This is a genomic window from Desulfitobacterium chlororespirans DSM 11544 (assembly GCF_900143285.1).
Classification (GTDB): domain Bacteria; phylum Bacillota; class Desulfitobacteriia; order Desulfitobacteriales; family Desulfitobacteriaceae; genus Desulfitobacterium; species Desulfitobacterium chlororespirans.
In genome coordinates, this window is sequence record NZ_FRDN01000012.1 from 67,922 (window position 1) to 92,790 (window position 24,869).

The 24,869-nt window shown below is 46.8% G+C and carries 26 protein-coding genes; 25 read left to right on the forward strand and 1 reads right to left on the reverse strand.

Annotated features, from left to right (window positions below):
• The first annotated feature begins 99 nt into the window (after nt 1-99).
• The 22 genes from BUA14_RS18555 (at nt 100) to BUA14_RS18670 (ending at nt 21,101) form a co-directional block, all read left to right on the forward strand.
• Nucleotides 100-636, forward strand: coding sequence for a hypothetical protein (locus tag BUA14_RS18555; RefSeq protein ID WP_072773956.1), 537 nt, complete (start codon nt 100-102; stop codon nt 634-636).
• 41 nt (nt 637-677) lie between these two features.
• Nucleotides 678-2,159 carry an AAA family ATPase gene (locus BUA14_RS18560; RefSeq protein WP_072773957.1) on the forward strand — a complete coding sequence of 494 codons (1,482 nt, stop codon included), beginning with the start codon at nt 678-680 and terminating at the stop codon, nt 2,157-2,159.
• Between the two features lie 388 nt (nt 2,160-2,547).
• On the forward strand, nt 2,548-3,093 hold the full coding sequence (locus BUA14_RS18565) for an MmcQ/YjbR family DNA-binding protein (protein WP_207649556.1): 546 nt from the start codon (nt 2,548-2,550) through the stop codon (nt 3,091-3,093).
• A gap of 240 nt (nt 3,094-3,333) precedes the next feature.
• Nucleotides 3,334-4,581 (forward strand): competence/damage-inducible protein A, encoded by a 1,248-nt coding sequence (locus tag BUA14_RS18570; RefSeq protein WP_072773959.1) that lies wholly within the window; start codon nt 3,334-3,336, stop codon nt 4,579-4,581.
• 7 nt (nt 4,582-4,588) lie between these two features.
• Nucleotides 4,589-6,181, forward strand: coding sequence for a DEAD/DEAH box helicase (locus BUA14_RS18575; protein ID WP_072773960.1), 1,593 nt, complete (start codon nt 4,589-4,591; stop codon nt 6,179-6,181).
• 159 nt (nt 6,182-6,340) lie between these two features.
• The gene (locus BUA14_RS18580) at nt 6,341-6,964 is read left to right on the forward strand and encodes a helix-turn-helix domain-containing protein (RefSeq protein ID WP_072773961.1); all 624 of its coding nucleotides are present in this window, start codon (nt 6,341-6,343) and stop codon (nt 6,962-6,964) included.
• Between the two features lie 437 nt (nt 6,965-7,401).
• Nucleotides 7,402-7,896: a DUF1697 domain-containing protein gene (locus tag BUA14_RS18590; RefSeq protein ID WP_072774091.1), complete on the forward strand. Its 495-nt coding sequence runs from the start codon at nt 7,402-7,404 to the stop codon at nt 7,894-7,896.
• Nucleotides 7,897-8,057: 161 nt separating this feature from the next.
• Entirely contained in the window at nt 8,058-8,468 is a 411-nt protein-coding gene (locus BUA14_RS18595; protein WP_072773962.1) for a VOC family protein, read from the forward strand.
• A gap of 231 nt (nt 8,469-8,699) precedes the next feature.
• The gene (locus tag BUA14_RS18600) at nt 8,700-9,032 is read left to right on the forward strand and encodes an ArsR/SmtB family transcription factor (RefSeq protein ID WP_072773963.1); all 333 of its coding nucleotides are present in this window, start codon (nt 8,700-8,702) and stop codon (nt 9,030-9,032) included.
• Nucleotides 9,029-10,081, forward strand: a complete 1,053-nt coding sequence (locus BUA14_RS18605; protein WP_072773964.1) for a methyltransferase domain-containing protein — start codon at nt 9,029-9,031, stop codon at nt 10,079-10,081. Before BUA14_RS18600 ends, BUA14_RS18605 begins: the two co-directional genes overlap by 4 nt.
• 434 nt (nt 10,082-10,515) lie before the next feature.
• Entirely contained in the window at nt 10,516-11,043 is a 528-nt protein-coding gene (locus BUA14_RS18610; RefSeq protein WP_072773965.1) for a hypothetical protein, read from the forward strand.
• Between the two features lie 35 nt (nt 11,044-11,078).
• Nucleotides 11,079-11,897: a hypothetical protein gene (locus BUA14_RS18615; protein ID WP_072773966.1), complete on the forward strand. Its 819-nt coding sequence runs from the start codon at nt 11,079-11,081 to the stop codon at nt 11,895-11,897.
• 166 nt (nt 11,898-12,063) lie between these two features.
• Nucleotides 12,064-13,104, forward strand: coding sequence for a recombinase RecA (gene recA / locus BUA14_RS18625; protein WP_072773967.1), 1,041 nt, complete (start codon nt 12,064-12,066; stop codon nt 13,102-13,104).
• Nucleotide 13,105: 1 nt separating this feature from the next.
• A complete protein-coding gene (locus BUA14_RS18630) occupies nt 13,106-13,600 on the forward strand; it encodes a regulatory protein RecX (protein ID WP_072773968.1) in 495 nt (164 codons plus the stop codon).
• A 464-nt stretch (nt 13,601-14,064) separates the two neighbouring features.
• A complete protein-coding gene (gene rny, locus BUA14_RS18635; RefSeq protein ID WP_072773969.1) occupies nt 14,065-15,639 on the forward strand; it encodes a ribonuclease Y in 1,575 nt (524 codons plus the stop codon).
• Nucleotides 15,640-15,831: 192 nt separating this feature from the next.
• Entirely contained in the window at nt 15,832-16,344 is a 513-nt protein-coding gene (locus tag BUA14_RS18640; protein ID WP_072773970.1) for a hypothetical protein, read from the forward strand.
• An 85-nt stretch (nt 16,345-16,429) separates the two neighbouring features.
• Nucleotides 16,430-17,209, forward strand: a complete 780-nt coding sequence (locus BUA14_RS18645) for a TIGR00282 family metallophosphoesterase (protein WP_072773971.1) — start codon at nt 16,430-16,432, stop codon at nt 17,207-17,209.
• 134 nt (nt 17,210-17,343) lie between these two features.
• Nucleotides 17,344-17,604, forward strand: a complete 261-nt coding sequence (spoVS, locus tag BUA14_RS18650; RefSeq protein WP_011459952.1) for a stage V sporulation protein SpoVS — start codon at nt 17,344-17,346, stop codon at nt 17,602-17,604.
• A 107-nt stretch (nt 17,605-17,711) separates the two neighbouring features.
• Nucleotides 17,712-18,659 carry a dipeptidase gene (locus BUA14_RS18655; protein WP_072773972.1) on the forward strand — a complete coding sequence of 316 codons (948 nt, stop codon included), beginning with the start codon at nt 17,712-17,714 and terminating at the stop codon, nt 18,657-18,659.
• 33 nt (nt 18,660-18,692) lie between these two features.
• Complete coding sequence (locus BUA14_RS18660) at nt 18,693-19,553, forward strand: PHP domain-containing protein (RefSeq protein WP_072773973.1); 861 nt, start codon at nt 18,693-18,695, stop codon at nt 19,551-19,553.
• A gap of 36 nt (nt 19,554-19,589) precedes the next feature.
• Nucleotides 19,590-20,756, forward strand: coding sequence for an aminotransferase class I/II-fold pyridoxal phosphate-dependent enzyme (locus BUA14_RS18665; protein WP_072773974.1), 1,167 nt, complete (start codon nt 19,590-19,592; stop codon nt 20,754-20,756).
• Between the two features lie 36 nt (nt 20,757-20,792).
• Entirely contained in the window at nt 20,793-21,101 is a 309-nt protein-coding gene (locus tag BUA14_RS18670) for a translation initiation factor 2 (protein ID WP_178371737.1), read from the forward strand.
• 26 nt (nt 21,102-21,127) lie between these two features.
• Here BUA14_RS18670 and BUA14_RS18675 read toward each other — a convergent pair whose 3' ends face one another.
• Nucleotides 21,128-21,613, reverse strand: coding sequence for an HD domain-containing protein (locus BUA14_RS18675; protein ID WP_072773975.1), 486 nt, complete (start codon nt 21,611-21,613; stop codon nt 21,128-21,130).
• Between the two features lie 222 nt (nt 21,614-21,835).
• Between BUA14_RS18675 and BUA14_RS18680 the strand changes: the two genes are divergently transcribed.
• From BUA14_RS18680 to BUA14_RS18690, 3 genes are all read left to right on the forward strand, one after another.
• Entirely contained in the window at nt 21,836-22,414 is a 579-nt protein-coding gene (locus BUA14_RS18680) for a TetR/AcrR family transcriptional regulator (protein WP_072773976.1), read from the forward strand.
• A 59-nt stretch (nt 22,415-22,473) separates the two neighbouring features.
• The gene (locus BUA14_RS18685; RefSeq protein ID WP_072773977.1) at nt 22,474-23,532 is read left to right on the forward strand and encodes a DmpA family aminopeptidase; all 1,059 of its coding nucleotides are present in this window, start codon (nt 22,474-22,476) and stop codon (nt 23,530-23,532) included.
• A gap of 76 nt (nt 23,533-23,608) precedes the next feature.
• Nucleotides 23,609-24,844: a hypothetical protein gene (locus tag BUA14_RS18690; protein WP_072773978.1), complete on the forward strand. Its 1,236-nt coding sequence runs from the start codon at nt 23,609-23,611 to the stop codon at nt 24,842-24,844.
• The last annotated feature ends 25 nt before the right edge of the window (nt 24,845-24,869 follow it).

A 24,869-nucleotide genomic window follows, 5' to 3' on the forward strand; every position in this document is an offset into this window, starting at 1 on the left:
AATGAGTATACGTTTTTTGATATATTTGAGTCTGCATCTATAGAGGAATGATAGATACATTTTGGAATTCTATAAATTACAAGGGAGTGGAGGCGCTTTATGACTAAGCAGCGGATCACCATCATCAGCTTAGTAAGTATGCTTATTTTCGGATTATTATTAAGCGGTAAGCTTTTATATGAGAATAAATGGCTGGAAGGTTCTCTGATTAAAGAAAGTCAACAGATTCCAGGGGTGCTATCGGCGGAGATACTGGATAAGCAAAGTGCTTCGGAAATGCTGGTCAATACCGGCCAGGTAACCAATCTGCAAACTCTTTGCACTCAATTGAAGGCAATTTCCGGAACACACCCCATCCGTCTGGTGGATCAACGAACGCCTGAATTGGAAGAAGTGTATCAGCAGATGCAATTTGCTATTCAAGAGGGAATGGCTATGGGAAATTTTACGCAAATGCGGGAAACTCTTGCCGCACAGGCTGAGCAAGCCGGAGTGATGATGAATCTGACTATGGATAATGAAGGAATTTATCTCGTCTTGACCCAGGGGGAACATCAATTGGTTTCTGTTATAGAGAGACATGGGCAAGGAACATTCCTGCCCAGTGTGGGCAAGGATTATACAAGCGCGCATTGAGCGAGGCTTCTTGCAGTGATAGTTGGGAAGGAGGAGAGAGAATGGGATTGGCTAAGGATATCGCAATCGGTGTTGGCATAGGCTTGTTCCTTTATCTTTGGGTTGCCGGGTATAATGTTTTACCTATCGGGCTTTTAGTGCTTTTGGGTGTCGCTTTCTGGAAATTCATGCCCCGGTCCATGGTGGGAGGTTCCGAAAAAGGCATCCGAATTTCCGGCAGCACGGTTGACTTTGAAGACATAGGCGGTCAAAATGCCGCGAAAAAAGAACTCCAGGAAGCCTTGGATTTTCTGTTATACAGTGAACGCATGAGGGAGCTGGGGATTCGGCCTTTGAAAGGTATCCTTTTATCCGGTCCGCCGGGAACTGGAAAAACCTTATTGGCAAAGGCGGCAGCCCGCTATACGGATTCTGTTTACTTAGCCATTTCCGGCAGTGAATTTGTGGAAATGTACGCAGGTGTGGGGGCAGAGCGGGTAAGGAAGCTCTTTAAAAAAGCCAGAGAATCAGCTAAAAAGGAAAAAAAGGATCGGGCGATCATCTTTATTGATGAGATGGATATTCTGGGGGCTAAACGGGGCAGCAATGTCTCCCACCATGAATACGATCAGACCCTTAACCAGCTGCTGGTGGAAATGGATGGGCTGGGCAACCATGAACAAGGTCCCCAAATTCTCCTGATTGCCGCCACCAATCGCGCCGAAGCATTGGACCCGGCTCTTTTGCGTCCGGGACGCTTCGATCGCCTGGTCAAAGTGGACCTGCCGGATAAAGAAGGGCGTCTGGCTATCCTCAGGATTCATACGAAAAACAAACCCTTGGCCACCTGTGTGGATCTGGAGCAGATTGCCCAGGAAACCTATAATTTTTCCGGAGCTCATCTGGAAAGTGTGACCAATGAAGCGGCAGTCTTTGCTTTAAGGGATGATGCCCAGGAAGTCAACATGATTCATTTCCGGGAGGCTGTGGAAAAGGTGCTCTTAGGAGAAAAACTGGATCGCAAGCCTACGGATGAAGAGTTGCAGCGGGTAGCGATCCATGAAGGGGGCCACGCTTTGCTTGCTGAATTTGTACGGCCCCATTCCGTGTCCCAAATCTCCATCCGCTCCCGGGGCAACGCCTTAGGTTATGTGCGCCACTATCCTAAAGATGATTTATATCTTTACACCCAGGCCATGATTGAAGAACAGATTATGGTCGCTCTGGCCGGAGCCATAGCCGAGGAAGCTATCCTGGGCGCACGCAGTACAGGCGCTGCCGGTGACTATGAGCAGGCTTTGCATATGGTGGAGAAGATGCTGGCCTCCGGGATGTCCAGCCTTGGGGTAGTGGATGTGGCCAAATTAGGTGCCGATCAGCGCCAGCAGGTTACCCGCGAGATATTGGCACAGTTGGAAGAAAGGACCCGCCAGGTGATCCTTGATAAGAAGGGCATCCTGGAGAGAGTGGTTCAGGTGCTGAAAACTGAAGAAGTTCTGAATGGAGAGAGGCTGCGCCTGCTGATTGAAGAGGAAGCCGCTTAATCCATACTCATAAGGTTGCCGGTTTGAATTCTGCTTTTCGTTCCAAAATCAAAGACATCCCAAGCGGGATGTCTTTTGATTTTGCTATGTTTGGCAAGGGAATCGACCCGTAAAGGGGGGATATCTTTTGTCTTTTTGAAAAGCATGATATCATATATATCGCTGGTTTATATGGATAAACAGGGATTTAGCGAGGCAGCCCTCGGGCAAAAGTTATTTATATAATGGAATGGTAAAACTTATTTTGGAGGTGTGTGACATAACAGATATTATCCAAAGTATTTTCAAAAATAAAAAACTTAGTCTGCCAAAGCTCACGTCTTACGGATTTGTGCAAAAGGGCCCAGACTACGTTTATTGCACGAAGTTGACCCACAGTGAATTCAAAATGACTGTTACCATCACACTGGAGGGTGCGGTTTCTACCGAGATCATTGATCCGGCTTTTGGGGAACCATATATCTTGCATCTTGCAGATGGTGTGTCGGGCAGCTTTGTTGGTGAAGTCAAAAGCCAATATGAAGAAACTCTCAGGGATATTGTAGATAAGTGTTTTGAGCCGAATGTGTTTAAATCGGTCTACGCCAAAAAATTGATTGAATACGTCCGCAATACCTATGGCGATGAGCTTGAATTCTTGTGGCAAAGATCCCCGGAAAATGCCATCTGGCGCAGAAAGGATACTGGCAAGTGGTACAGCGCTCTGCTTACCGTCTCAAAGCGAAAACTGGGCATTGGGTCAGATGAAGTGGTAGAAATCATTGATCTGCGCATTAAACCGGAGGAGCTGGAGGCTCTAATAGATAATAAAAAATACTATCCCGGATATCACATGAACAAAAAGCATTGGTGCACCATCATCCTTGATGTTCCTGTGCCGGTTGAAGAAATCTGTCGTCGAATAGACGAGAGCTATCTGCTGGCAGTGAAATAGACAGTGCCGTTGTGAAGAATCAACGAGAGCGGTCAAGCAAGGCTGGATACATACCCTTCAACAAGGGCTTGAAGCCACTACTGAAAAATGCTGTATTTCCGTCTGAAATTGCCACTTTTTTTGTGAGGATAAGTTTCCCAAAGAAGAGAAATAATCTTAGTAGGAATGCTGTTTATCCCAATATGGCAAAATTAGCGATGACTTATATTTGCGTTTGTGTGGGGAGAGTGATAAAATATCATGAAAGCTGAAATTATCGCAACTGGAACGGAAATACTATTAGGACAGACCTTAAATACGAGTGCACACTATCTTACAGGAAAGTTATCTGAGTTAGGAATTGAAGTGGATTACCATACCACGGTTGGAGACAACCCGGAACGGTTGAAAAAGGTAATCCAACAAGGAATAGAACGATCGGATCTGCTCATGATTACCGGAGGGACAGGGCCAACAGAGGACGATCTCTCCAAGGAGCTCATTGCGCAGATTTTTGGATTAAACATGATTCTTGATCCGCCTAGTCACGAAAAAATTCAAGAGTTTTTCGCCATGAGGGGCAGCCAAATGCCCAAAACGGAAGAGAAACAAGCATACTTTCCTGAAGGATCTCAAATTCTTCCCAATCACTGTGGGACGGCTCCGGGAGCTATTGTCCAAAAGAATAACAAGACCATCATCCTCTTGCCGGGGCCTCCTACGGAGATGGAGCCTATGTTCAAGAACTATGTATGGCCATTTTTGGAGCAGACAGCTCAGGGAGATTCGGCAAGAATGTACGTTCGAGTGATGAAGGTTGTGGGCTTGGGAGAATCGGAGTTGGAAGAGACGCTCCGGGATTTCATGGGAAGGCATGAGCCCGGCATGACTTTGCTGTGCAAGCATTCTGAAATGCATATCCGCTTAGTAGTCAGAGGGGATGCCGATGAAGCTGCAGCAATTCTCGCTCAAGCTGAAAGCGTGATTCGTGAGCGACTCGGGGATAAGGTATTCGGGACGGATGAGGATACCATGCTTGAACTCGTCAGTAAGGGCTTAAAGAAACATCGGTTGACTCTTGCCACGGCGGAATCGTGTACGGGTGGACTTTTGGGGGCACAGCTTACCCAAGAGTCCGGAAGTTCGGATTTCTATTTGGGCGGGGTCATCAGTTACTCTAACGCTCTGAAGGAAGGTCTTTTGGGGGTGAGTTCCCAGACTTTGCACCACTATGGTGCTGTCAGTGCTGAGACAGCACGGGAGATGGCCGCAGGCATCAGGGAACGTACCCAAGCCGACCTTGGTATTAGTATTACTGGAATCGCCGGACCCGGAGGAGGAAGCCAGGAAAAGCCCGTTGGCTTAGTTTATATTGGCTTAGCTGCTTCGGAAGGTGTCAAAGCGAATAAGTTTCAGTTTCATGGAAGCCGTGATTCGATCCGTCAGCTTACTGTTCAAGCTGCCCTGGATTGGATTCGCCGTTATATGTTGAATAGTGAAAGGGGTTAACTTTTAATTGAGTGCAGAACGTTTACAATCTTTTGGTGAAATAAATTTAAGCAAGCAAGTGTTGCAAGCATTATCAGAAATGGGGTTCGAGGAGCCCTCTCCGATTCAGAAAGCAGCTATTCCTGTGGCTATGGATGGGATGGATTTAATTGGGCAGGCCCAAACCGGTACCGGTAAAACTGCTGCCTTTGGGATTCCCATCTGTGAAAAAATCAACCCTAAGTTTCAGGCGGTTCAAGCCCTGATTCTGACACCAACCCGTGAACTGGCCGTTCAGGTGTCGGAAGAGATCAGCAAGATCGGGAAATACCGCCATATTAAGCCCTTACCCATTTACGGAGGTCAATCCATAGACCGCCAGATCCGGGCGCTGCGCTTTGGCAGCCAGGTGGTTGTAGGAACCCCGGGTCGTATCCTTGATCATTTAAATCGTGGAACTCTAAAACTGCAGTATGTAAAAATGGTGGTTTTGGACGAAGCCGACGAAATGCTGGATATGGGCTTTGTCGAGGATATAGAAACTATCCTTAAGCAAGTTCCCAAAGAAGAGCGCCAAGTGATGCTTTTCTCGGCCACCATGCCGCCGGAAATTAAGAAACTGGCTCAGAATTATATGCGCCAGCCTAAATCTGTAGCCGTAAGCCGTGATGAGCTCACTGTGCCTTTGATTGAGCAGGTCTTTTATGAAACCAGGGACAAAATTAAAGTGGATGCCCTCTGTCGGATTATTGATATGGAAGATATCGGTCAAGCCATTATTTTTTGTCGGACCAAAAGAGGGGTAGATGAACTTGTCGCTGCTTTAGAGGCAAGAGGATATTTTGCGGACGCCTTGCATGGTGATTTAAGCCAACAGCAGAGAGACCGGGTCATGAAGAAGTTCCGTGACGGCAAGGTTGAGCTGCTGGTGGCGACTGACGTGGCAGCCCGGGGCCTGGATATCGATAACGTAACTCATGTTATTAACTTCGATATTCCTCAGGATCCTGAATCTTATGTCCATCGGATCGGGCGTACCGGCAGAGCAGGAAGAAAAGGCCAGGCTATTACCTTGGTTTCTTCCCGGGAATACCGTCAACTCCGCTTGATCGAACGTTTGATCAAGACCCGGATCGTACGCAAAGAATTACCGACCCTGGCCGATGTCAGTGAACGGCAAGCGGAGAATCTCAAAAATCAGCTGGTTAAGATTTTGCAGCGAAGCCACCTGGGAACCTATCGTTCCATTGTGGGCTCTTTGTTGGAAGAGTACGACTCCATGGATGTAGCGGCAGCAGCTTTGAAATTTGCTGTTGAGGGTGTTGAGGAGCGAAGTGAAGAGGAAGATGATATTGCCTTTGGCAATACTGGGGCAGCTCCCGGTATGGTCCGCCTCTTTATGAATATCGGCCGTCTTCAACAGGTTCGTCCTCAGGACATCGTCCGTTGGATAGCTGACGAAAGCGGAATACCCGGCAACATTATCGGGATGATCAACATCTATGATAAATTTACCTTTGTGGAAGTCCCGGAACAACACGCCGGCCGGGTTCTCAGCTGCATGCATCAGAACATGATTAAAGGCCGTAAGGTCAACGTGGAACCGGCTAAAGCCAGATAAAGAACAAGAGGCCGCTGTCAAACTGGCTGTAAAGTCCGTTGAACAGCGGCCTTTTTCGTTTCCCATGCAACTGCCGGTTGCTAAATTGTCAAGCAGGATTGATCGACTTTTGTAACAATGCAATGTAAAATGTGAGTATCAAAGTTAAGCAGGGGCTTTATGAACCTGGGAGAAAGTATATATAATCTCAGGACGAAAAATAATATGTCTCAAGGGGATTTGGCCAATACGTTGGACGTATCGCGTCAATCCGTTTCCAAATGGGAAACAAATACCTCGGTTCCGGAACTGGACAAATTAGTGAAGATGAGCGTAGTATTCAATATTTCTCTTGATGAATTGATCCGAGGTGAAAAAGGGGAAGACGTGCAGCACGAAACCGCAGCTTCCGATATACGCGCTCCCCAAAGCTTGCCCGCACGAAAAATTGTCGGCCTTTTTGTTCTGGGCTTTGGCCTCGTAGCATTCCTGCTCCTGTCACTTCTGGGCGATTTGCTGTTCGCGCTTTTCTTAAGTTCCCCTCTGTTCGTATGTGCTCTAATTTGCCTGACGGTTAATAAACATACCGCCCTATGGTGTTGTTGGGTACTGTATGCATCCATTTATGCGTATTTGCGATATGCAACGGGTATCCGCCTATGGTGGATATTCCATGGCTGGCTGTATCGCAGTGGATTGGAGATACACGCTGTAATTGCCTGGTTACAAGCACTAGGATTTATTGCGTTAATAATAAGTACGGGTCGGTTGTTTTATAAAGGCCGGAAAAGTTCATCTGGTTGAGCATAATAAAGGCGGAAGAACTCTTCAGTGATACTGCACTTGACATTCAGCATATAGGCAGTACCGTCATTCATAAGTAATAATGAAAATTTAGTTTGTATTCTTCTTAAAATGCGAAACGGTTATGTATCTTTTTGACGTAACTTTCAAGAAAGTCAACGTGGAACTGGCTAAAGCCAGATAAAAAACAAGAGGCCGCTGTCAAACGGACTGTAAAGTTCGTTGAACAGGGGCTTTTTTGTTGTCCAGCGCACTTCCCTACCAGGGTGGGAGAAATTCGGAATCGATTACGAATTTCGGATGCACCCTGATGCTTTTCAGGGATTGTGATTTGAAAAAGGCCTCTCCATACGTTACAATTGGAGAGCTGGTAAGATTAACAGGCATAAGGTATAGCACACTGAGGTATCAATGTCGGCGGTAAAAATATCGTGAAGATGACGGAACTAAAAAAGCTGTTTTCCGACCTTGGTTTTCAAAAGGTTCAAACCTATATTCAAAGTGGAAACGTCGTGTTTGATACGGAAGATAACGCAACTCAAGCGATGCAGAAAATACAAAAGGGCTTTTCTACGGCCTTTGGCTTTGAGTGCGCGGTGATGCTGCGGACCGCCCGGGAAATGGCCGACATGGTAGAGGTCCTGCCCTTTAGCGAGGGAGAAATAAACGAGGCGGTGGCGTCGAACCCTGCCGTGGAGCACCTGTATGTTTATCTGTTGGATGGGGCGGATATACGCCAACAATTTGATGGGCTCATCTGCACCTATACCGGACGGGATCGGATGGTGCTGGGGGCAAACGAGATTTATTTGCTGTGTCACGAAAGCATCAGGGACTCAAAGCTCGCAACGTCGCTAGGCAAGCTGAAGGTATCTTTAACAGCACGTAATTGGAAAACAATAAGTAAATTATATGAGATAACGAGGGAATGAAGATCGGTTTCGTTCCAACACAAAAATCTTCTCAGATAGTTGGGAATCCGAACCTTTGATTTTGGGGGACGGGTTTTGTTTTATTGCTCCTATTAATAGGGAGGACTATGTGATACACCCGATTGAAAAGTAGTCGAGAATGAAATCAAGGAGAGAACTAAATGAATAATTCAAAACAAAAAATTACTACCTTCTTAATGTTTCAAGATGGCAATGCTGAAGAGGCAATGAACTTTTATATTTCGCTATTTGATAATTCTAAAATAGTGAATATTACCCGTTATGGAGCGAATGAAGCCGGTCAAGAGGGTACTGTAATGCATGCTGTATTTTCATTGAACGGGCAAGAGTACATGTGTATAGACAGCTATGTCAAGCATGAATTTACATTTACCCCTGCGATATCCTTATATGTAACATGTGATAGTAAAGAAGAGATTGATAAGGTGTTTGAAAAGCTTTCGGAAGGCGGCCAAATCTTGATGCCCCTTGACTCTTATCCGTTTAGTGCAAGATTCGGTTGGGTAAATGATAAATACGGTGTCTCATGGCAATTAAGTTTTGAGAAGTAATAATAAAAATAGTTTGGATTCCTCTTTAAATGAGAACCCTTTTTTGCATTATAACTCTAAAGAGACAGGGCTGTTTTTTTACGGAAGTGAAAGACAGTCCTGTTTGATTTTCGGCTTGGAGTTCAAAGAATCATTTTAGAAGATTGCGAAATACACTTCAAAACATATTGACTTTTTTCGATATGATAGACATAATGAACATATCGAAAATTTTAGATTGGAGCGTTATGTATGAAAACAAACCATTTGGAAAGCGCCAAAGTGTTCAAAGCCTTTTGCGATGAAACCCGGCTTGCCATTTTGGAAATGCTCCAAAGCGGTGAAAAATGTGCCTGTGTGCTGCTTGAAGAGGTAGAAGTGGGACAGTCCACCCTTTCCCACCATATGAAGATTCTGCTGGAAAGCGGCGTTATTTCTGCACGGAAAGAAGGCAAATGGACTTACTATTCCATTAGTGAAAATGGCAGAAAGCGTGCCTTAGTGTTGCTGCACGCCATAACTGAAACCCATATGCTCACAGGAGGAGCAAATGAAAAGTGTTGTGAAAAGGAGAGTGTCTTATGAATGAGGTTATCGAAAATGTCAAAGAGTATTACGGCAAAGTTCTGCATAGTACAGCTGATTTGCAAAGCAAAGCCTGCTGTTGTTCGCCGGACTCAATGCCAAAGGAAGTAAAAAAAGCCCTCACTTTGATAGCAGATGAGGTTATCAACCGCTACTATGGCTGCGGCTCGCCGTTACCCCCCTTGCTTGAGGGCATGACCGTTCTTGATCTCGGATGTGGCAGTGGACGTGACGTATATGTTGCAGCTCAGCTGGTCGGTGAGTATGGGCAGGTGATCGGCGTTGATATGACCCAGGAGCAGCTTGATGTGGCAAGAAAATATGAGGACGAACAGCGCCAGCGCTTCGGCTACGCAAAATCTAACGTGAAATTTTTGAACGGTTATATTGAGGACTTACGCACGGTCGGAATTAGTGATTCTTCGGTGGATATAGTAATCTCGAACTGCGTTGTCAATCTTTCTCCTGATAAGGAAAAGGTCTTTGCAGAAATCTGGCGGGTATTGAAGCCGGGTGGGGAACTTTATTTCTCAGATGTATTTGCTGATCGTCGCATACCCGAATATCTTGCGGCTGACCCGGTATTGCGCGGCGAGTGCATCGGCGGTGCATTATATTACGAGGATTTTCGTCGTATTATGCAGCGGGTTGGCTTTACCGATTTTCGTTATAAATCTATCCGAAATATAGATTTGGATAATGAGGCGATCATAGAAAAAGTGGGATTTGCAAACTTTACAGAGCGGACAGTCAGAGCCTTTAAATTAGACGACCTGGAGGATATTTGCGAAGATTATGGACAGATTGCCGTCTATAATGGCAGCATCCCCAGCTCCCCGCATTTTTTTGATCTTGACGACCATCACCGCTTTTTTACCGGCAAGCCGCTTTTGGTTTGCGGCAACACAACTGCCATGCTTGCCAAAACCCGCTTCGCTTCCGCATTCAGGGTAACAGGCGAGCGTTCCACCCATTACGGAGCGTTTGGAGGCTGCGGAGGAAAAAGTGAAACAAATTGTTTTGATACTGGCAGTTCATGTGGGTGCTGATAAATAGATGTGGCATACATTATCCTCCGCAAAAATAATCAATAGGCCGCTGTCAAACGGACTGTAAAGTCCGTTGAGCAGCGGCTTTTTGTTCCCTGATGCAACTGGCGGTCGCTAAATTGTCAAGTATCAAAATTAAGGAGGGGAGTATCACGTCAATCCGTTTCCAAGTGGGAAACAAATACCTCGATTCCGGAACTGGACAAATTGGTGTCGATGTTCTATAACTGAACTAAGCCCGGATTTTACACAAATGCATTGACAAAAAGTCGGCATGAATGCAAGATTATAATAATAAGTCGCATCCCCTGAAATGATGAAAACGAATATAAACGAGCGACATTGCCAAATCTGCCATCAAAGCCTGAATTGTTCTTTTTGGCAGATTTCTCATTTAATCAGGTTATAAAGATATGAAAGAAGGTTGAAGAACAATGGCAGAGATCATCAAAGTTTATAAAGAACATCTGCCCTCATTGCGTTTCATTGGCAAATGCTATACTAATGCCGATAGAGTTGGTGGATTTGGTCACAAATGGGCGGAATGGTTTCAAAACGGCTGGTTTGAAGAGCTTGGAAATCTGGGCGGGGCTCCGGATATTGAAAATGGTTACCTGGGCTTGATGCGCTGCGACAGCAGTAATTTTGAAAACACTTTCGAATACTGGATTGGTCTGTTTTTTTCCTCAGATACATCTGTTCCCAGCGGCTATGATTACATAGATTTGGACGATGGCCCCATCGGTGTATGCTGGATTAAAGGCAAAGAGGACGAGGGCGGCATCTATGGCATGCATGAGCAATGCGCTGTTAGATTCCAGGAAAATGGTATGGGTAATTTTAAAAACGATCATGAAAACAGGGCTTATTTTTTCGAAAGATATAACTGCCCGCGATTTACCGAGAAGGATGAACAAGGCAATGTTATTTTGGACTACTGTGTCTACTTGGCAGATCTGTAATCTTTACTTTGATGGCTGCAAGGGAGAGATTGTTTGTGAGAATAAAGTGGCTTCCTATAACTATACTGTTATGCTCGCTTCTGCTGACAGGCTGTTCCAGCCAACCTCTGCAGGAACCCGAAAAATGGGCAATGGTTGAAGAGAAAGTCATGACATTCTCAGACGGGGAGAGCGTCAACTTATGGAGAAGAGGCCCCTTTGGGCATGCTGCCTACAAACTTTCGGATGAAACGACACTATTGCTCGTTCAGGACCCAACCGGCCCGGCTAATGTTTATGTAGGTGGAGTGGAGAGTTTCGATGATTTGAGCGAACCTGCCCAGAGAGCTGTTGCTGCATTTTATGAGGAACAGGGCTTGCTCTACAACATCCCATCTGAACTGGAAAATGCCTATGCTGAATATCTGGCTTGCCAAGACAAGGGGACATTATTCCGTGAGCATTACATCAGTCAGGATATTGTTCCCACCGCGTCTAACGACAGCATAATATGCTTTCTTACATCGGTCATCCTTCCCATTAATGGGCAAATGGCCCAGGAAGTTCATTTAGGTGCGGTGTTCAGCCGGGAAACCGGAGAGGTGTTGAATAACTGGGAATTGTTCTCTTTACCGGAGGGCGAAGCACGGCAACGGCTTTTAGACACATTTGATATTGGGGCTCCCGCTTTGCGGACTGAAATGCAAGCTGCATTGAAGCCGGAGTACATTATTTTGTTCCCCGATAATTTGGATGTTACATTTCCACGAGGAACCCTGCCAAGCCAGGAAGACAGCTATAGTATAGGGATAAGCTATGACGAACTCCAAGGAGTGATTCAGACTTGGGCAATTCCTAATGCGGACGGAACATGAGGTGATGAGCATGATCCGTCCTGCATCCAGTGTGATCAATCCCTCTGTTATTTTCTTCTAAATAAAGGATTGACAGGCTTCACGTGCAAAAGTATAATGGAAATCGAACAAATGTTTGTCTTTTGTGGTAAAAAATTTAAAAGTATTCGCTTGAGGAGGAAACGAGATGGCCGGTAACGATAAATTAAAAGCCCTGGATGCGGCTTTAAGTCAGATTGAAAAGCAATTTGGAAAAGGGTCGATTATGAGATTGGGGGAGGCTTCTGCCAAAATGGCAGTGGAAGTGATTCCGACAGGTTGCCTGGCCATTGATATAGCCCTTGGAGTAGGTGGAGTGCCTCGAGGACGTGTTATAGAAATCTATGGGCCTGAGTCATCCGGTAAGACCACCGTCGCCTTGCATATTGCGGCAGAAGCCCAGAAGCTGGGCGGTGTAGCCGCTTTTATCGATGCGGAGCATGCTCTCGATCCAGTCTATGCCAAGGCCTTAGGGGTCAACATCGACAATCTTCTCGTATCCCAACCGGATACAGGTGAGCAGGCACTGGAGATTTGCGAAGCCTTAGTGCGCAGTGGGGCCATCGACGTCATCATCATTGACTCTGTGGCGGCTCTTGTCCCTCGAGCAGAGATTGAAGGGGAAATGGGAGATTCTCATGTGGGCTTACACGCTCGCTTAATGTCTCAAGCCCTGAGAAAATTGACAGGTGCCATCAGCAAGAGTCATACATGTGTCATTTTTATTAACCAGATTCGGGAAAAAGTAGGAATTATGTTTGGTAATCCAGAGACCACAACCGGTGGACGTGCTTTGAAATTCTATGCTTCCGTCCGTCTGGAAGTACGCCGTCAGGATACCTTGAAACAAGGTCAGGATATGATTGGCAACCGTACCAAAGTCAAGGTTGTTAAGAATAAAGTGGCTCCGCCCTTTAAACAAGCCGAATTTGACATTATGTACGGAGAAGGTATTTCCCGTGAAGGCAGCATGGTGGATGTGGGCGCTGAGTTAGATATCATTAATAAGTCCGGAGCTTGGTACTCCTATAAAGGTGAGCGCTTAGGTCAGGGAAGAGAGAATGTCAAGGAGTTTTTAAAGAAGAACCCTGAGATTGCCGCCGAAATCGAACAAGGGATCCGGGCCAGCATTGCTAATGTAAGCGCTCCGGTTGCCGAGGATGTCCAAGAGGAGCCGGAAGACGTCTAAGATGAAGGGTGCATTGGATGTCGCCTTAACCTATTTATCGAGAAGGATGCTGACACGCTGCGAGCTCAGCCAAAGGCTGACGAAGAAGGGCTTTCCAGGTCATGAGATCGAAGCTGCCATCGAGAGGCTTTTAGAATGGGGCTATCTCAGCGATCAGGAGTATGCCCGTGCTTATTGCCTCAGCAAGCAAACGAATTATGCCAAAAAGAAAATCAGCTATGATTTGAAAGGCCGGGGGATCGAGGAAGCTATCATAGAGCAGGCTTTGCGGGAAACCTATTCACCGGGACAGGAGGCGGAGCTTTGCCGAAAACATGCTCAAAGGCTTTGGGCTGAAGAATCCCGGCGCTGGGAGAGTACTTACCGGCATAAAAAGAGTTATGAGAAAATCCCCAGGGAACTTATGTTGAGACAGAAGGTCGGGCAAAAGCTTATGCAAAAAGGCTACCCTCAGGAAATGGTTTTTGAGATCCTTGAAGGGATAGTGAGGGAGTAACAGGAAGGCGAGTCCTTCCTGTTTTTTTGCACTTATGCTTAGAAGGTATAAGTGCAACCAGCGACTTCGTCTCATTTGTGAGCATGTGTTTAAGGCAACAAGTGCGAAAACAGTGCTTTCGGGGTTTTCTTTATGTGAGGAGCAACGATAAGATGAAGAGGGACATAGTTTCTTAGAATACTTGTATTATACATCTATATTGCAGGTGGTTCTTGACAAATTTTTCAAAAGATATTACACTAAAAAGAGCCTGTTTCTTTTAAAGTCAGACCTTTAAGGTTTTCTTATAGATTGCATCGTAGTTAGTATTATATATGGAGGTATCGGACTAGCGGCGTGTAGGTTTGTAGGAAAAAGGGGCAATGTATTTTGCCTTTAATTAAAGGTTTCCTTTTAAAGAACTGGCATGGTCCCAGTTTTTTTGTTTTTATATGGAGAACTAGGAGAATGATAACCAAATAAGTATGTGTTTAGGAGGTGAAAACTACTTGGAACTACCAGAATTAATCTTTATAGTTATAGCAGTCGTGGTATCCCTTTTTGTGGGTGGCTTTATAGGTTGGCTTATTCGTAAGAGTGCCGCGGAAAAGCTCATCGGCTCAGCTGAAGAAGAGGCAAAACGGGTCATCGAGAATGCTCAGGGTGCCGCTGAGGCAAAACGCCGTGAAGCTGTCATTGCCGCTAAAGAAGAAGTCATGCATATTCGCAATGAAGTGGAAAAAGAATCACGGGAACGCCGCAACGAGGTTCAGCGGATGGAGAGACGGGTTATTCAAAAAGAAGAGTCTTTAGACCGCAAAATGGAGTCTTTGGAGCGCAAGGAAGATAATCTTCATCGTAAAGAAGAAGAAGTGGATCAGCTCAAAGAGGTCCTGACGCAAACCGTAGCCAAAGAAAAACAAGAATTAGAACGGGTCTCTGGTCTATCCACTGAAGAAGCGAAGCAAATTCTTCTGCATAGTGTGGAAGAAGAAGTTCGTTACGAATCCGCTATTATGATTAAAGATATTGAAACGAAGGCTAAGGAAGAAGCAGAGAAGCGGGCTAAGAATATTATCTCTTTGGCGATTCAGCGTTGTGCCGCGGATCACGTAGCTGAGAGCACGGTGTCTGTGGTGGCCCTTCCCAGTGATGAGATGAAGGGACGCATTATCGGACGGGAAGGACGCAATATTCGTACTCTGGAGACCTTAACAGGTATCGATCTGATTATTGATGATACTCCCGAAGCGGTCATTCTCTCTGGGTTTGACCCCATTCGCAGAGAAGTTGCCCGGGTTGCTCTGGAAAAACTGATTGCCGATGGACGGATTCACCCGGCTCGCATCGAAGAAATGGTTGAGAAATCTCAAAAAGAGGTGGATCAGCGTATTCGTGAAGAGGGAGAGCAAGCGACCTTTGAAACAGGAGTGCATGGTTTACATCCTGAAATCATTCGCCTCTTAGGACGATTGAAGTTTAGAACCAGTTATGGTCAAAATGTCCTCAAGCATTCTATGGAGGTATCCCATTTGGCAGGTTTAATGGCCGCCGAACTGGGTGTCGATGTACAGCTGGCCAAGCGGGCAGGTTTACTGCATGACTTAGGAAAAGCCGTGGATCACGATACTGAAGGGACTCATGTTCAGATCGGTGTCGATCTAGCGAAGAAGTATAAGGAATCTTGGGAAGTTATTCATGCTATTGAAGCTCATCATGGTGATGTTGAAGCTAAGACCATCGAAGCAGTCTTAGTGGCTGCTGCCGACGCAGTCTCAGCCGCTCGCCCAGGAGCTCGCCGTGAGACTCTCGAATCCTATATTAAGCGCCTGCAGAAGCTGGAAGAGATTGCCGAAACCTATGAAGGTGTGGAAAAATCCTACGCGATTCAAGCAGGACGTGAGATTCGAATCATTGTAAGACCGGATAAGATCGATGATGTTCTGGCTCCGAAAGTGGCTCGGGAAATCAGCAAACGCATTGAGGATGAATTAGAATATCCAGGTCAAATCAAGGTTGTCGTCATTCGTGAAACTCGTGCCGTGGATTATGCGAAATAATCATGGAATAGTTGAATCTTGAACATTGCGGACAGGTGAGAACATCGCCTGTCCTTTATTATTTTATAAGTAACAGGAAGGTTGAAATCATCAGGCAGGACTTTATCGGAAATTGACGAATTATTATGGAGTGATGAGAAGCAGTAAATATTCAGAGCAAATAGTCAGTATGATAAGAAAGAGGATGACACTATGGGACGTTTGAACCTCCATTATCAAGATGGGGGATGTGCACCTGATGGAGTTGGGTTGCTGATATCCATTTTAATTCGCTATCCTGAGGTCTGCTCCGTCCGTTACCAACAGCCGGAACATGCCCTGACCTTTCGCTTTACGGTATCGGGCCCCGTGCAGGGAGAAAAATTCCTGGATACCTTGCAAGAGGCTTTAAGGGCTTATCATAAATTAGAAGGCCATCCTATGCGGATCTGCAAGATAGAACATAAGCTGGAAAGCGGTGTAACCTTAGTGACCATTACCCGGGATGTTGAGAGTATGAACGAGAGGGAAATTGGTCTGATCGTTGATTTGGTGAGAAACATCGCTCAGAGCATTATCTATGATGATACGGAGATTCCTGAGGAGGAGCAGATCTTTCAGGAGGAAGTTATTGGACAGATTCTCCAGTCTTTCCGGGACTGCCGTTTAGAAAAAGGATTTATTGCGGTTCGGGAGGAAGGAAGGGTTTTAGTCTATAATAGTTAGATGTCGAGTGTTTAGGTTTTAGATGGTTCTTTTTTGGACATATCAATACTATAATCGGATTGATGGATGATTGGGGATTTATGGAGTGAATATACTATTTATTGGCGACATTGTTGGCAATCCTGGCCGTGAGGCGATTAAGGTGTTGCTTAAACCGCTTATCAAAGAGTATGGGATTGATTTAACCATAGCCAATGGAGAAAACGCCGCTGGGGGTAAAGGATTAACCAAGGAAATAGCCGAAGAGCTTTATGACGATGGCATCGAATTTATCACCATGGGCAATCATGTCTGGGATCAGCGGAGCATCATGAAATTTATTGACCAGGAAGCCCGTTTGATCAGGCCGGCCAATTACCCTGTGGGTGCACCGGGAAAAGGGCATGGTTACATAAGGACAAAGGGTAAGAAGGTCGGAGTGCTCAATCTTTCCGGCCGGGTATTTCTCAATAGTCTTGAAGATCCCTTCAGTGGCGCCATTCGTTGGATCAATGAGATACGGCAGGAAACCCCCCTTATTATTGTCGATTTTCATGCCGAAGCTACTTCAGAGAAAGTGGCCTTGGGTTGGTTCCTGGATGGCAAAGTTTCCGCTGTTTTGGGGACTCATACCCATATCCAGACGGCAGATGCCCGCTTATTGCACCAAGGGACTGCCTATATTACGGATGTGGGGATGACCGGACCCCGGGATTCTGTTTTAGGGGTTAAAAAAGAAACCATCATTAATCGATTTTTGACCCAACTTCCCGCTAAATTTGAATTAGCGGCAGGCCCCATACAGCTTAATGCCGTTGTGATCGATGTGGATGAGGCCACAGGGAAAGCCCGTTCCATCACGGCTATTCAACGGGTGAAAGAGTAAATTTTGACGATTGGAAAAAATATTTAAAAAAGTCTGAAAGCTCTCGGAAAAAAGAGGATTTTTTCCACCTTCTGGAGAATACAATTAGTGTGTTAGGAATATCTGTCAGTGATTCGAACAGGAGGTTGTCGTTCATGGATGTGTTAAAAGTCTCAGCAAAATCAAGTCCAAATTCTGTCGCAGGTGCTTTGGCTGGTGTGCTCCGTGAGAGGGGAGGTGCGGAGTTGCAGGCCATTGGTGCAGGTGCACTCAATCAAGCTGTAAAGGCCGTAGCTATTGCCAGAGGGTTTGTTGCCCCGAGCGGAGTCGATCTTGTATGTATTCCTGCTTTCACCGACATACAAATTGACGGGGAAGAGCGAACGGCAATAAAGCTCATTGTAGAACCACGCTAAGAAAGGTTCGGTAGGGAAGTTATCTTTTAAGTGTTCATGGTTTTGAAGCAGGACACCTGTTGGCTTAAAGCGGCAGGTGTTTCTGATTGTGTAAGGGAGGATAAGGTATGAAGGATGTTTGGGTCATCGATGGTCATTGTGACAGTATCCTCGATTTTTTAGAAGGAAAAAGAAGTCTGACCACCCCTCAGGAGGGCGGGCATTGGGATATCCAAAGAGCCAAAGAAGGCAAAGTCATGCTCCAGTTCATGGCTGCTTTCATTGAGAGCCAATATAAACCGGAGAGAGGCACTCTGAGAGGATTGGAGCTCATACATGCTGTCCACCGATTTATTCAGATCAATGGGGAGAGTGTGGTTCTGGTCAGACAAGCAGAGGATTTGCGCCGCCTCGCCCCTTCTCAAGTGGGCTGCTTATTAAGTATTGAAGGGGGAGAGATTCTTGGCAACAGCCTGTTTCTCCTGGATATTATCTATGAATTAGGGGTGCGTGCCTTAGGTCTGACCTGGAATCAGAGAAATGCCATTGCCGACGGCGCCGGGGAATTGACCCAAAGCGCCCTGACCCAATTCGGTGAGAAAGTCATTCAACGGATGAATGAACTGGGAATGCTGATCGATGTATCCCATCTTAATGAAGCGGGGTTTTGGCATGTCCTCAAGCTCAGCACCCAACCTATCCTGGCTTCTCATTCCTGTGCCTACGCCCTTTGTCCGCACCCCCGCAATCTCACTGATGAACAGCTTAAGGCCCTTGCTCAAAACGGGGGAGTAGTGGGAGTGAATTTTTATCCGGGATTCTTAACTCAGGAGCCTAAAGCCAGCCTGCAAGATGTGGTGCGCCATATCCAATATATTGCGGAAGTGGCGGGAGTCGACGTGATTGGCTTGGGGTCGGATTTTGATGGCATCGAGTCTACCCCTGCAGGTCTTGAGGGCGCGGACAAATATGGAGATTTAGCTAAGGCCTTGCATCTCGCCGGGTTTAACGATCAGGAAATAGAGAAAATAATGTATAAAAACTTTATGCGTTTGCTCTCTACCGTGTTAAAATAGTCAGTGTATATTCCCTGGAAAGAGGTAAAGGTCATGCCCGAAGTTAAACTTAGATATCCGGAAGCTGATTTGCATTGCCATACCAGTGCATCCGATGGGGTGCTTACGCCCTGGGAGCTGGTTAAGCAGGCCGCGGAATTAGGACTTAAGGCGGTAGGAATAACGGATCACGATACCCTAAGCGGCTGGCAAAAGGCCGGCCAAGCAGGCAAACATTTCAATGTAGACATCCTCAGAGGAGTCGAGCTCAATACGGAGTGGGCTGGTGTCGAGGTTCATATTCTCGGTTACGAGATGAATCCCCAAGCGACGATCCTTGAAGACAAGCTTTCCGAACTGAGGGAGGCTCGCTTCAAAAGAGTCTATACGATCATTGAAAAATTGCAGGATTTAGGGATACCTATTCAGAAAGCTGAGGTTGAAAGAATCACCAAGGGGGAATCTGTGGGGAGACCCCATATTGCTCAGGTTCTTGTTGATAAAGGAATAGTGAACTCTATTGCTGAAGCTTTTGATCGCTATATAGGAACCGGAGGGCCGGCCTATGTTCCCCGGTTAAAAATAACCCCGGAAGAGGGAATCGTGCTTATCCGCAAAGCCGGTGGTGTTGCCGTATTGGCCCATCCCGGCATCTGTAAACTGGAAAAAGGAATTGAGCAATGGGTCAAAGCAGGGCTGCAAGGAGTTGAGGTAAGCCACTCTGAACACACCCTTGAAGATGAAAAGAAATACCGGGCACTAGCCAAAGAATACGGATTGCTGATGACAGGTGGTTCAGATTTTCATGGGGAAAAGCGCAAGCCAGGTGTTCGCTTAGGCGGCTGGGGAACTTCCTATGGGACCGTGGAACAAATCCGCAATTTGGCCAATCTGGCCTGTTCGCATCATATCTAAATCACTGGAAAGAGGCAATGAGTGGGAGGTAAGGTATTGAAAGCGCGGCGTTTAAGCAGTTTAGGAGCATCTGTATTTACAGAAATGGATGATTTAAGAAAAGAGTTGGAGAAGGCTGGAAAACAGCTGATTAATCTTAGCATCGGCAGCCCTGACCGCTCCCCCTCCGCAGAGATTCGCAAGGTCTTGGCGGAAGGGGTCCTTGACGGCGGGAGTTATGGCTACACTCTGACCCGGGGGACAGAGAGTTTTCGGTCAGGATGTGCCCGGTGGTACAAAGAGCGCTTTGGCGTAAATTTGGACCCGGAAAAAGAAGTTCTGCCTTTAATGGGCTCTCAGGACGGGCTCGCCCATATCTTTTTAGCCCTGTGCGATCCCGGAGATGTGGCTTTAATACCTGATCCGGGATATCCCATCTACACGGCGGGATTAGTCCTGGCCGGAGGAGAAAAGGTTGCCCTGCCTTTAAGGGAGGAAAACGGCTTTTTGCCGGATCTGTCGGCCATTGAGGATGGGGTGGCACAGGCAGCTAAGATTATGTTTCTTAATTATCCTAACAACCCCACTGCGGCGGTGGCCCCCTTGTCCTTTTTCGAAGAGGTCGTTGATTTTGCCCGCAAGAACAGGATTGTGGTGTGTCATGATGCTGCTTACTCGGAGTTGGCCTTTGACGGTTACCGTCCTGTGAGCTTCCTTCAGGTTCCGGGTGCCAAAGCAATAGGGATCGAATTTCACTCCGTCTCCAAAACCTACAATTTGGCAGGGGTCAGACTGGGATTTGCAGTGGGCAATGCGGAAATCATCGGGGCCTTGGCTGAGTTGAAATCGAATATCGATTATGGGGTATTTGAACCTGCCCTGCAGGCCGGTGCTTATGCCCTCAGTGCCTCTCAGGAAAATGTTGAAAAAAACCGCCGGACTTATGAGGAACGGAGAGATATCTGGGTTAAAGGGTGTGCTCAGGCAGGATGGTTCATGCCCTCGCCCCAAGGCTCCATGTTTATTTGGGCTCCGGTACCCACAGCACAGGATTCCCGCAGCTTTGCCTTTGCCTTAGCCCGGGAGGCCGGAGTCATTGTCGTCCCCGGTATTGCCTTTGGAGAATACGGGGAAGGATATGTGCGGATCGGCATGGTTCAGGATCAGGAGGTCCTGAAAGAGGCGGTGCGGCGGGTTCAAGAGTTTCTGGCTGCCCAGGGTTAAAAAGTTCAACCTTGGCATAGAATACCTATGTAGACTATGGCTAGGGGGGACAGAGACTTGGAGATTCATGAAGAAGTCAAAAATCTTCGCGAAGAACTCAGGGCTGCCAAAGGACGAATCGGGGAATTGGAACAGCGGGTGGAGCATCTAAGAGTCAGCCGCAGAGTCCTTATGAATCTGCTGGAAAAAGTAGAGAGGGAAAAAGTCGCTCTCATTCATAAGCTGGAAAAGGAAAATATCCGTTTGCAACGGGACAATACACGGTTTGCCAAATGGATTTTCTCCAAGAATCGGGAGATCGTTCAGTTGCAGGAAAAAATTGAGGAATACAAAGAGAAGGCTTAAATACTAAGAAGCCTTCTCTTTATCTATTAATGCCGGTTATCCGCCTGGTAAAGCAAATATCCTTCCTGGCTGTGAGGCGTGTGATGTTCCCTGATCAGATCGACGATGCGGGGATCTAAGCTGAGGTGTGACACCATTTCGGCCCCCCAAAGCGGATGCGCTTCAGCCGCCTGCAAGGAGGCGGCAAGTGGGAGGGAGGAGTGGCTTAAAGTATGCCAAATTTTACGGGGTGCCTTTTGCAGCAAAACAATAGCAACCCGCTCCCATAGTTTGAGCGGATATCTTGTCTTGCCACAATCATGAAGAAGAGCGGCGATGAGAAGATGTGAATCCCGAATCCCGGAATTCCATAAGTCCTGTGCCACATCCAGTGCATGACGCTGTTCCGGAAGGGGCTGACCTTGGAACAGAGGAAGGCAAGGGGCAGGCAGCAGGGATATGGCCCAGGCCAATTCATCTTCTGTGATGATAGGGTGGGTGGCTTGCCAAAATTGGTGGACGCGGTAAAACATGGAGACCCCCTGAAATTCAGTATTTGCTAATATCCTTTATACCATTTTACAACGGACCCTGCTGATTGTACATTAACCGGTGTTAGAACCGGTGTTAACAACATCTGGGGCAGGACGCTGGAAAATATGCCGGACATGGCCTTCTTTAGAAGGAAAATAATGGAATGTGACGAATAAAGAAAGAGGTGCTATTTTCCTGGATTTGTAAAAGGAGGATTGAGTATGTCTGAGTTATCTCGCCGGGAGAGAAAGAAACTGGAGACGTATACCCGACTTTATGAGTGTGCCATGGAGCTTTTTCGTCAACAAGGCTATGAACAAACTTCAGTAGAGCAGATTACCCAACTGGCTGACGTAGGCAAGGGTACCTTTTATAATTACTTTCAGTCCAAGGAGGCCGTTGTTTTGGAATATTCCCGGCGCAACTATCAGGAGCTGATCGCTTCAGGCCGGGAGGCTGGGTACTCTCTTCAGGAACGCTTGGCTCATGTGCTGAGGAATTGGTCTCAATTTATGATCCGAGAAAGGGAATTGGCCTGGGTAGCGCTTAAAAACAGGGAAGAAGCTGAGCTGGATAAAGGATTGCACTATGGAATTATCGGTATTATCAGCCATGGCCAGCGCATTGGTGAAATCAATAAACGCTATGATCCGGTCTTTTTGGCAGAAAGTCTGCAGGGTATGGTGCTGCAGCATTTTTTGCATTGGTTTGTTACAGGAGAAGGAGATTTAGAGAAAGAGATGGAGGATATCCTTAATCTTTTTTTTGAAGGACTGAGTGAACGGAAGCTCAGAGCCTAAGTTAAGAGACTGTTCTGATCTATCCCCCAGGGCGCATAAAGTGTCAGGGGGTGGTATAAATGGAACGGCGAAGTGCCCGGTCCTGCGGCTTATGGATGGGGGAGCTGGCACCTGGATTACATAACGATATCACGGATGTGCCCGGAGTCTTGGTGGGTCATGTTTCCTTAATCAAAGGTTACGGTCCCCTCATTCCCGGGGTGGGTCCTGTCCGCACCGGCATTACAGCCATACGTCCTCACCCGGGAAATATCTATCGTGAGCCCTGCCAGGCGGGGATTCACGTCATGAATGGCTTTGGCAAGTCTCTGGGTGTGCCTTATATCCAGGAGACCGGTTTGCTGAATTCTCCCATTTTCTTAACCAATACCTTAAGTGTCTATGACGCGGCCCAAGGAATGCTGACTTATTTGCTGCAGGAAAATCCGGAGATCGGCCATGATGCCCGAACCCCTAATTTGGTGGTTTTTGAATGCGATGACTCCTATCTGAATGATATCCGTGGCCGTCATGTGAAGCCTTGGGATGGAATTTTAGCTCTGAACCGTGCATCAACGGGGCCGATAGTTCAAGGGAGTGTGGGGGCCGGAGTAGGGATGTGCTTATTCCAGCTGAAAGGCGGGATTGGCAGTGCTTCACGTATTGTTCCCAGCCAGGGCAAAGAATATAGAATGGGTATGTTGGCCTTGACCAATTTTGGACATTTAGAGGAGATGCTTATCAACGGTGTTCCGATAGGTTTAATGATGAAGAGGGCTAACCAGCAAAAAATGCTTTGCCAGGTTCCGGGCTCTCTTATTTTAGTGGGTATGACGGACGCCCCCCTCAGCTGCCGGCAATTGCATATGCTGGCGGTAAGGGCCCCTTTGGGATTAGGCCGGACGGGGGGGATATCGCGGATGGGGAGCGGAGAGTTTTGCTTGATGGTCAGCAACACCGGCTTGGAATTTGCAGCTCCGCTCAGTGATTGGGACCTGGACCCCTTTTTTCAGGCAGCAGTGGAAATAACGGCTGAAAGTATCTGGAATTCTCTGTTCTATGCTACATCGATGGCAGGGCGGGACGGACATCTATGCCAAGCGCTTCCCATTGACGAAGTATTATCCTGGATGGGCTAATTTCTCCTGAAGATGGCATGATATTCCTGGTTTGCGCGTAAATATGTAGTGTGACAAAAGTTAAGGGAGGATCATTGTGAATAATTGGCTTGAAATCTGGGAGCAGCATCCGGATGTTTTTATTGCCCAAAACTGGCAGGAGTGCCCTGCTGAAAAAAGAAAAGATTTGCGTCTGCCACAGCAGTACAGTTATTTCTTTGGTGGGGAGACTGCATTGCGGGTTGGCATCGTGGCCAGCCAAATTCTGCCGAAAGAAGAGGAGTTTTTATTAGCCGGCATGCTTTGGGCGAACCGTTTGAGCAATGGGGCACGAACGGTTATCTATTTTATTGCACCTGATTTTTCACCTTTTCTATTGCATGCTTTAGCAAAAATGGGAGGGCTCATCAATGCCAAGGCTGTGTATTGGCGGGAGCGCTTATCGCCCAGTCTCTATTTGATACCTGAAGCACCTTCAGGTGGTCAGAAGCGGATTGCGGTTGGTGAACGCCGGCCCAACTGGCTGAAATGGAGGCAGGAATTAAACCCGGTAGCCCAGCACCAACTCTTTGTGGTGAAAGGATTTTTTGATAAACTTGCCCAACGGGGGGTGCGATGTGAGCTGAAACCCCTGACTATTTCCTATCTGCGGGGGAACATCGAGATTGCTGAGATTAAACGCAAGGGGAAGAAATTTGAACTGACAACCAAGCTCAAGGGATTGAAACATGATGAAAAGGCTCAGTCCCTTCTGCGTCAAGGCTGGGTGGATGCTTCAGGAGAATTGAACAGCGAATTCTGTACAGCAATCCTGACAATTTTAGACGATTTAGAGGAGAAGGAGCGCAAAGGGCAGCTCAAGCCGAAAGATCAACTGTCTTTATGGCTTTATCAAGGGGGCGGGATACTTTCCTCCTTATGGGGGGCGCCCAAAGATTGGCCATGGCTGCCTAAGGATCGAAGTGAATCCTGGATAGCGGAATTGGGCCAATGGCATTATTTCGAAGGAAACGGCCAAATCAGTGTCATTTGTCCCATCCTGGATAAACCGTTGACACAGGCCAGTCAAGCGATTCTGCTCTCCAGCGTTTTGGAAAAGAGCACCTTGCTTCATCCTGATAAAACCAAAACCAACACGGCCTGGGATATGCAAATTCATTGGCTTACCTTAAAGGACTTTGAAGAAGAACTGAGATTGTGGCTTTCCTGGCTAAAGTATCCGGAGAGATATCAGGTGTGGATTTTGCCCAATGATTGGCAAGCAGAAGGCCTTAACGAGCTGGTTTGCCGGAGTGCCCCCTACCGGGAGAGAATCATTGATGAGTATTCTTAGGCGTTCGGAGAACTCTGACAGCTAT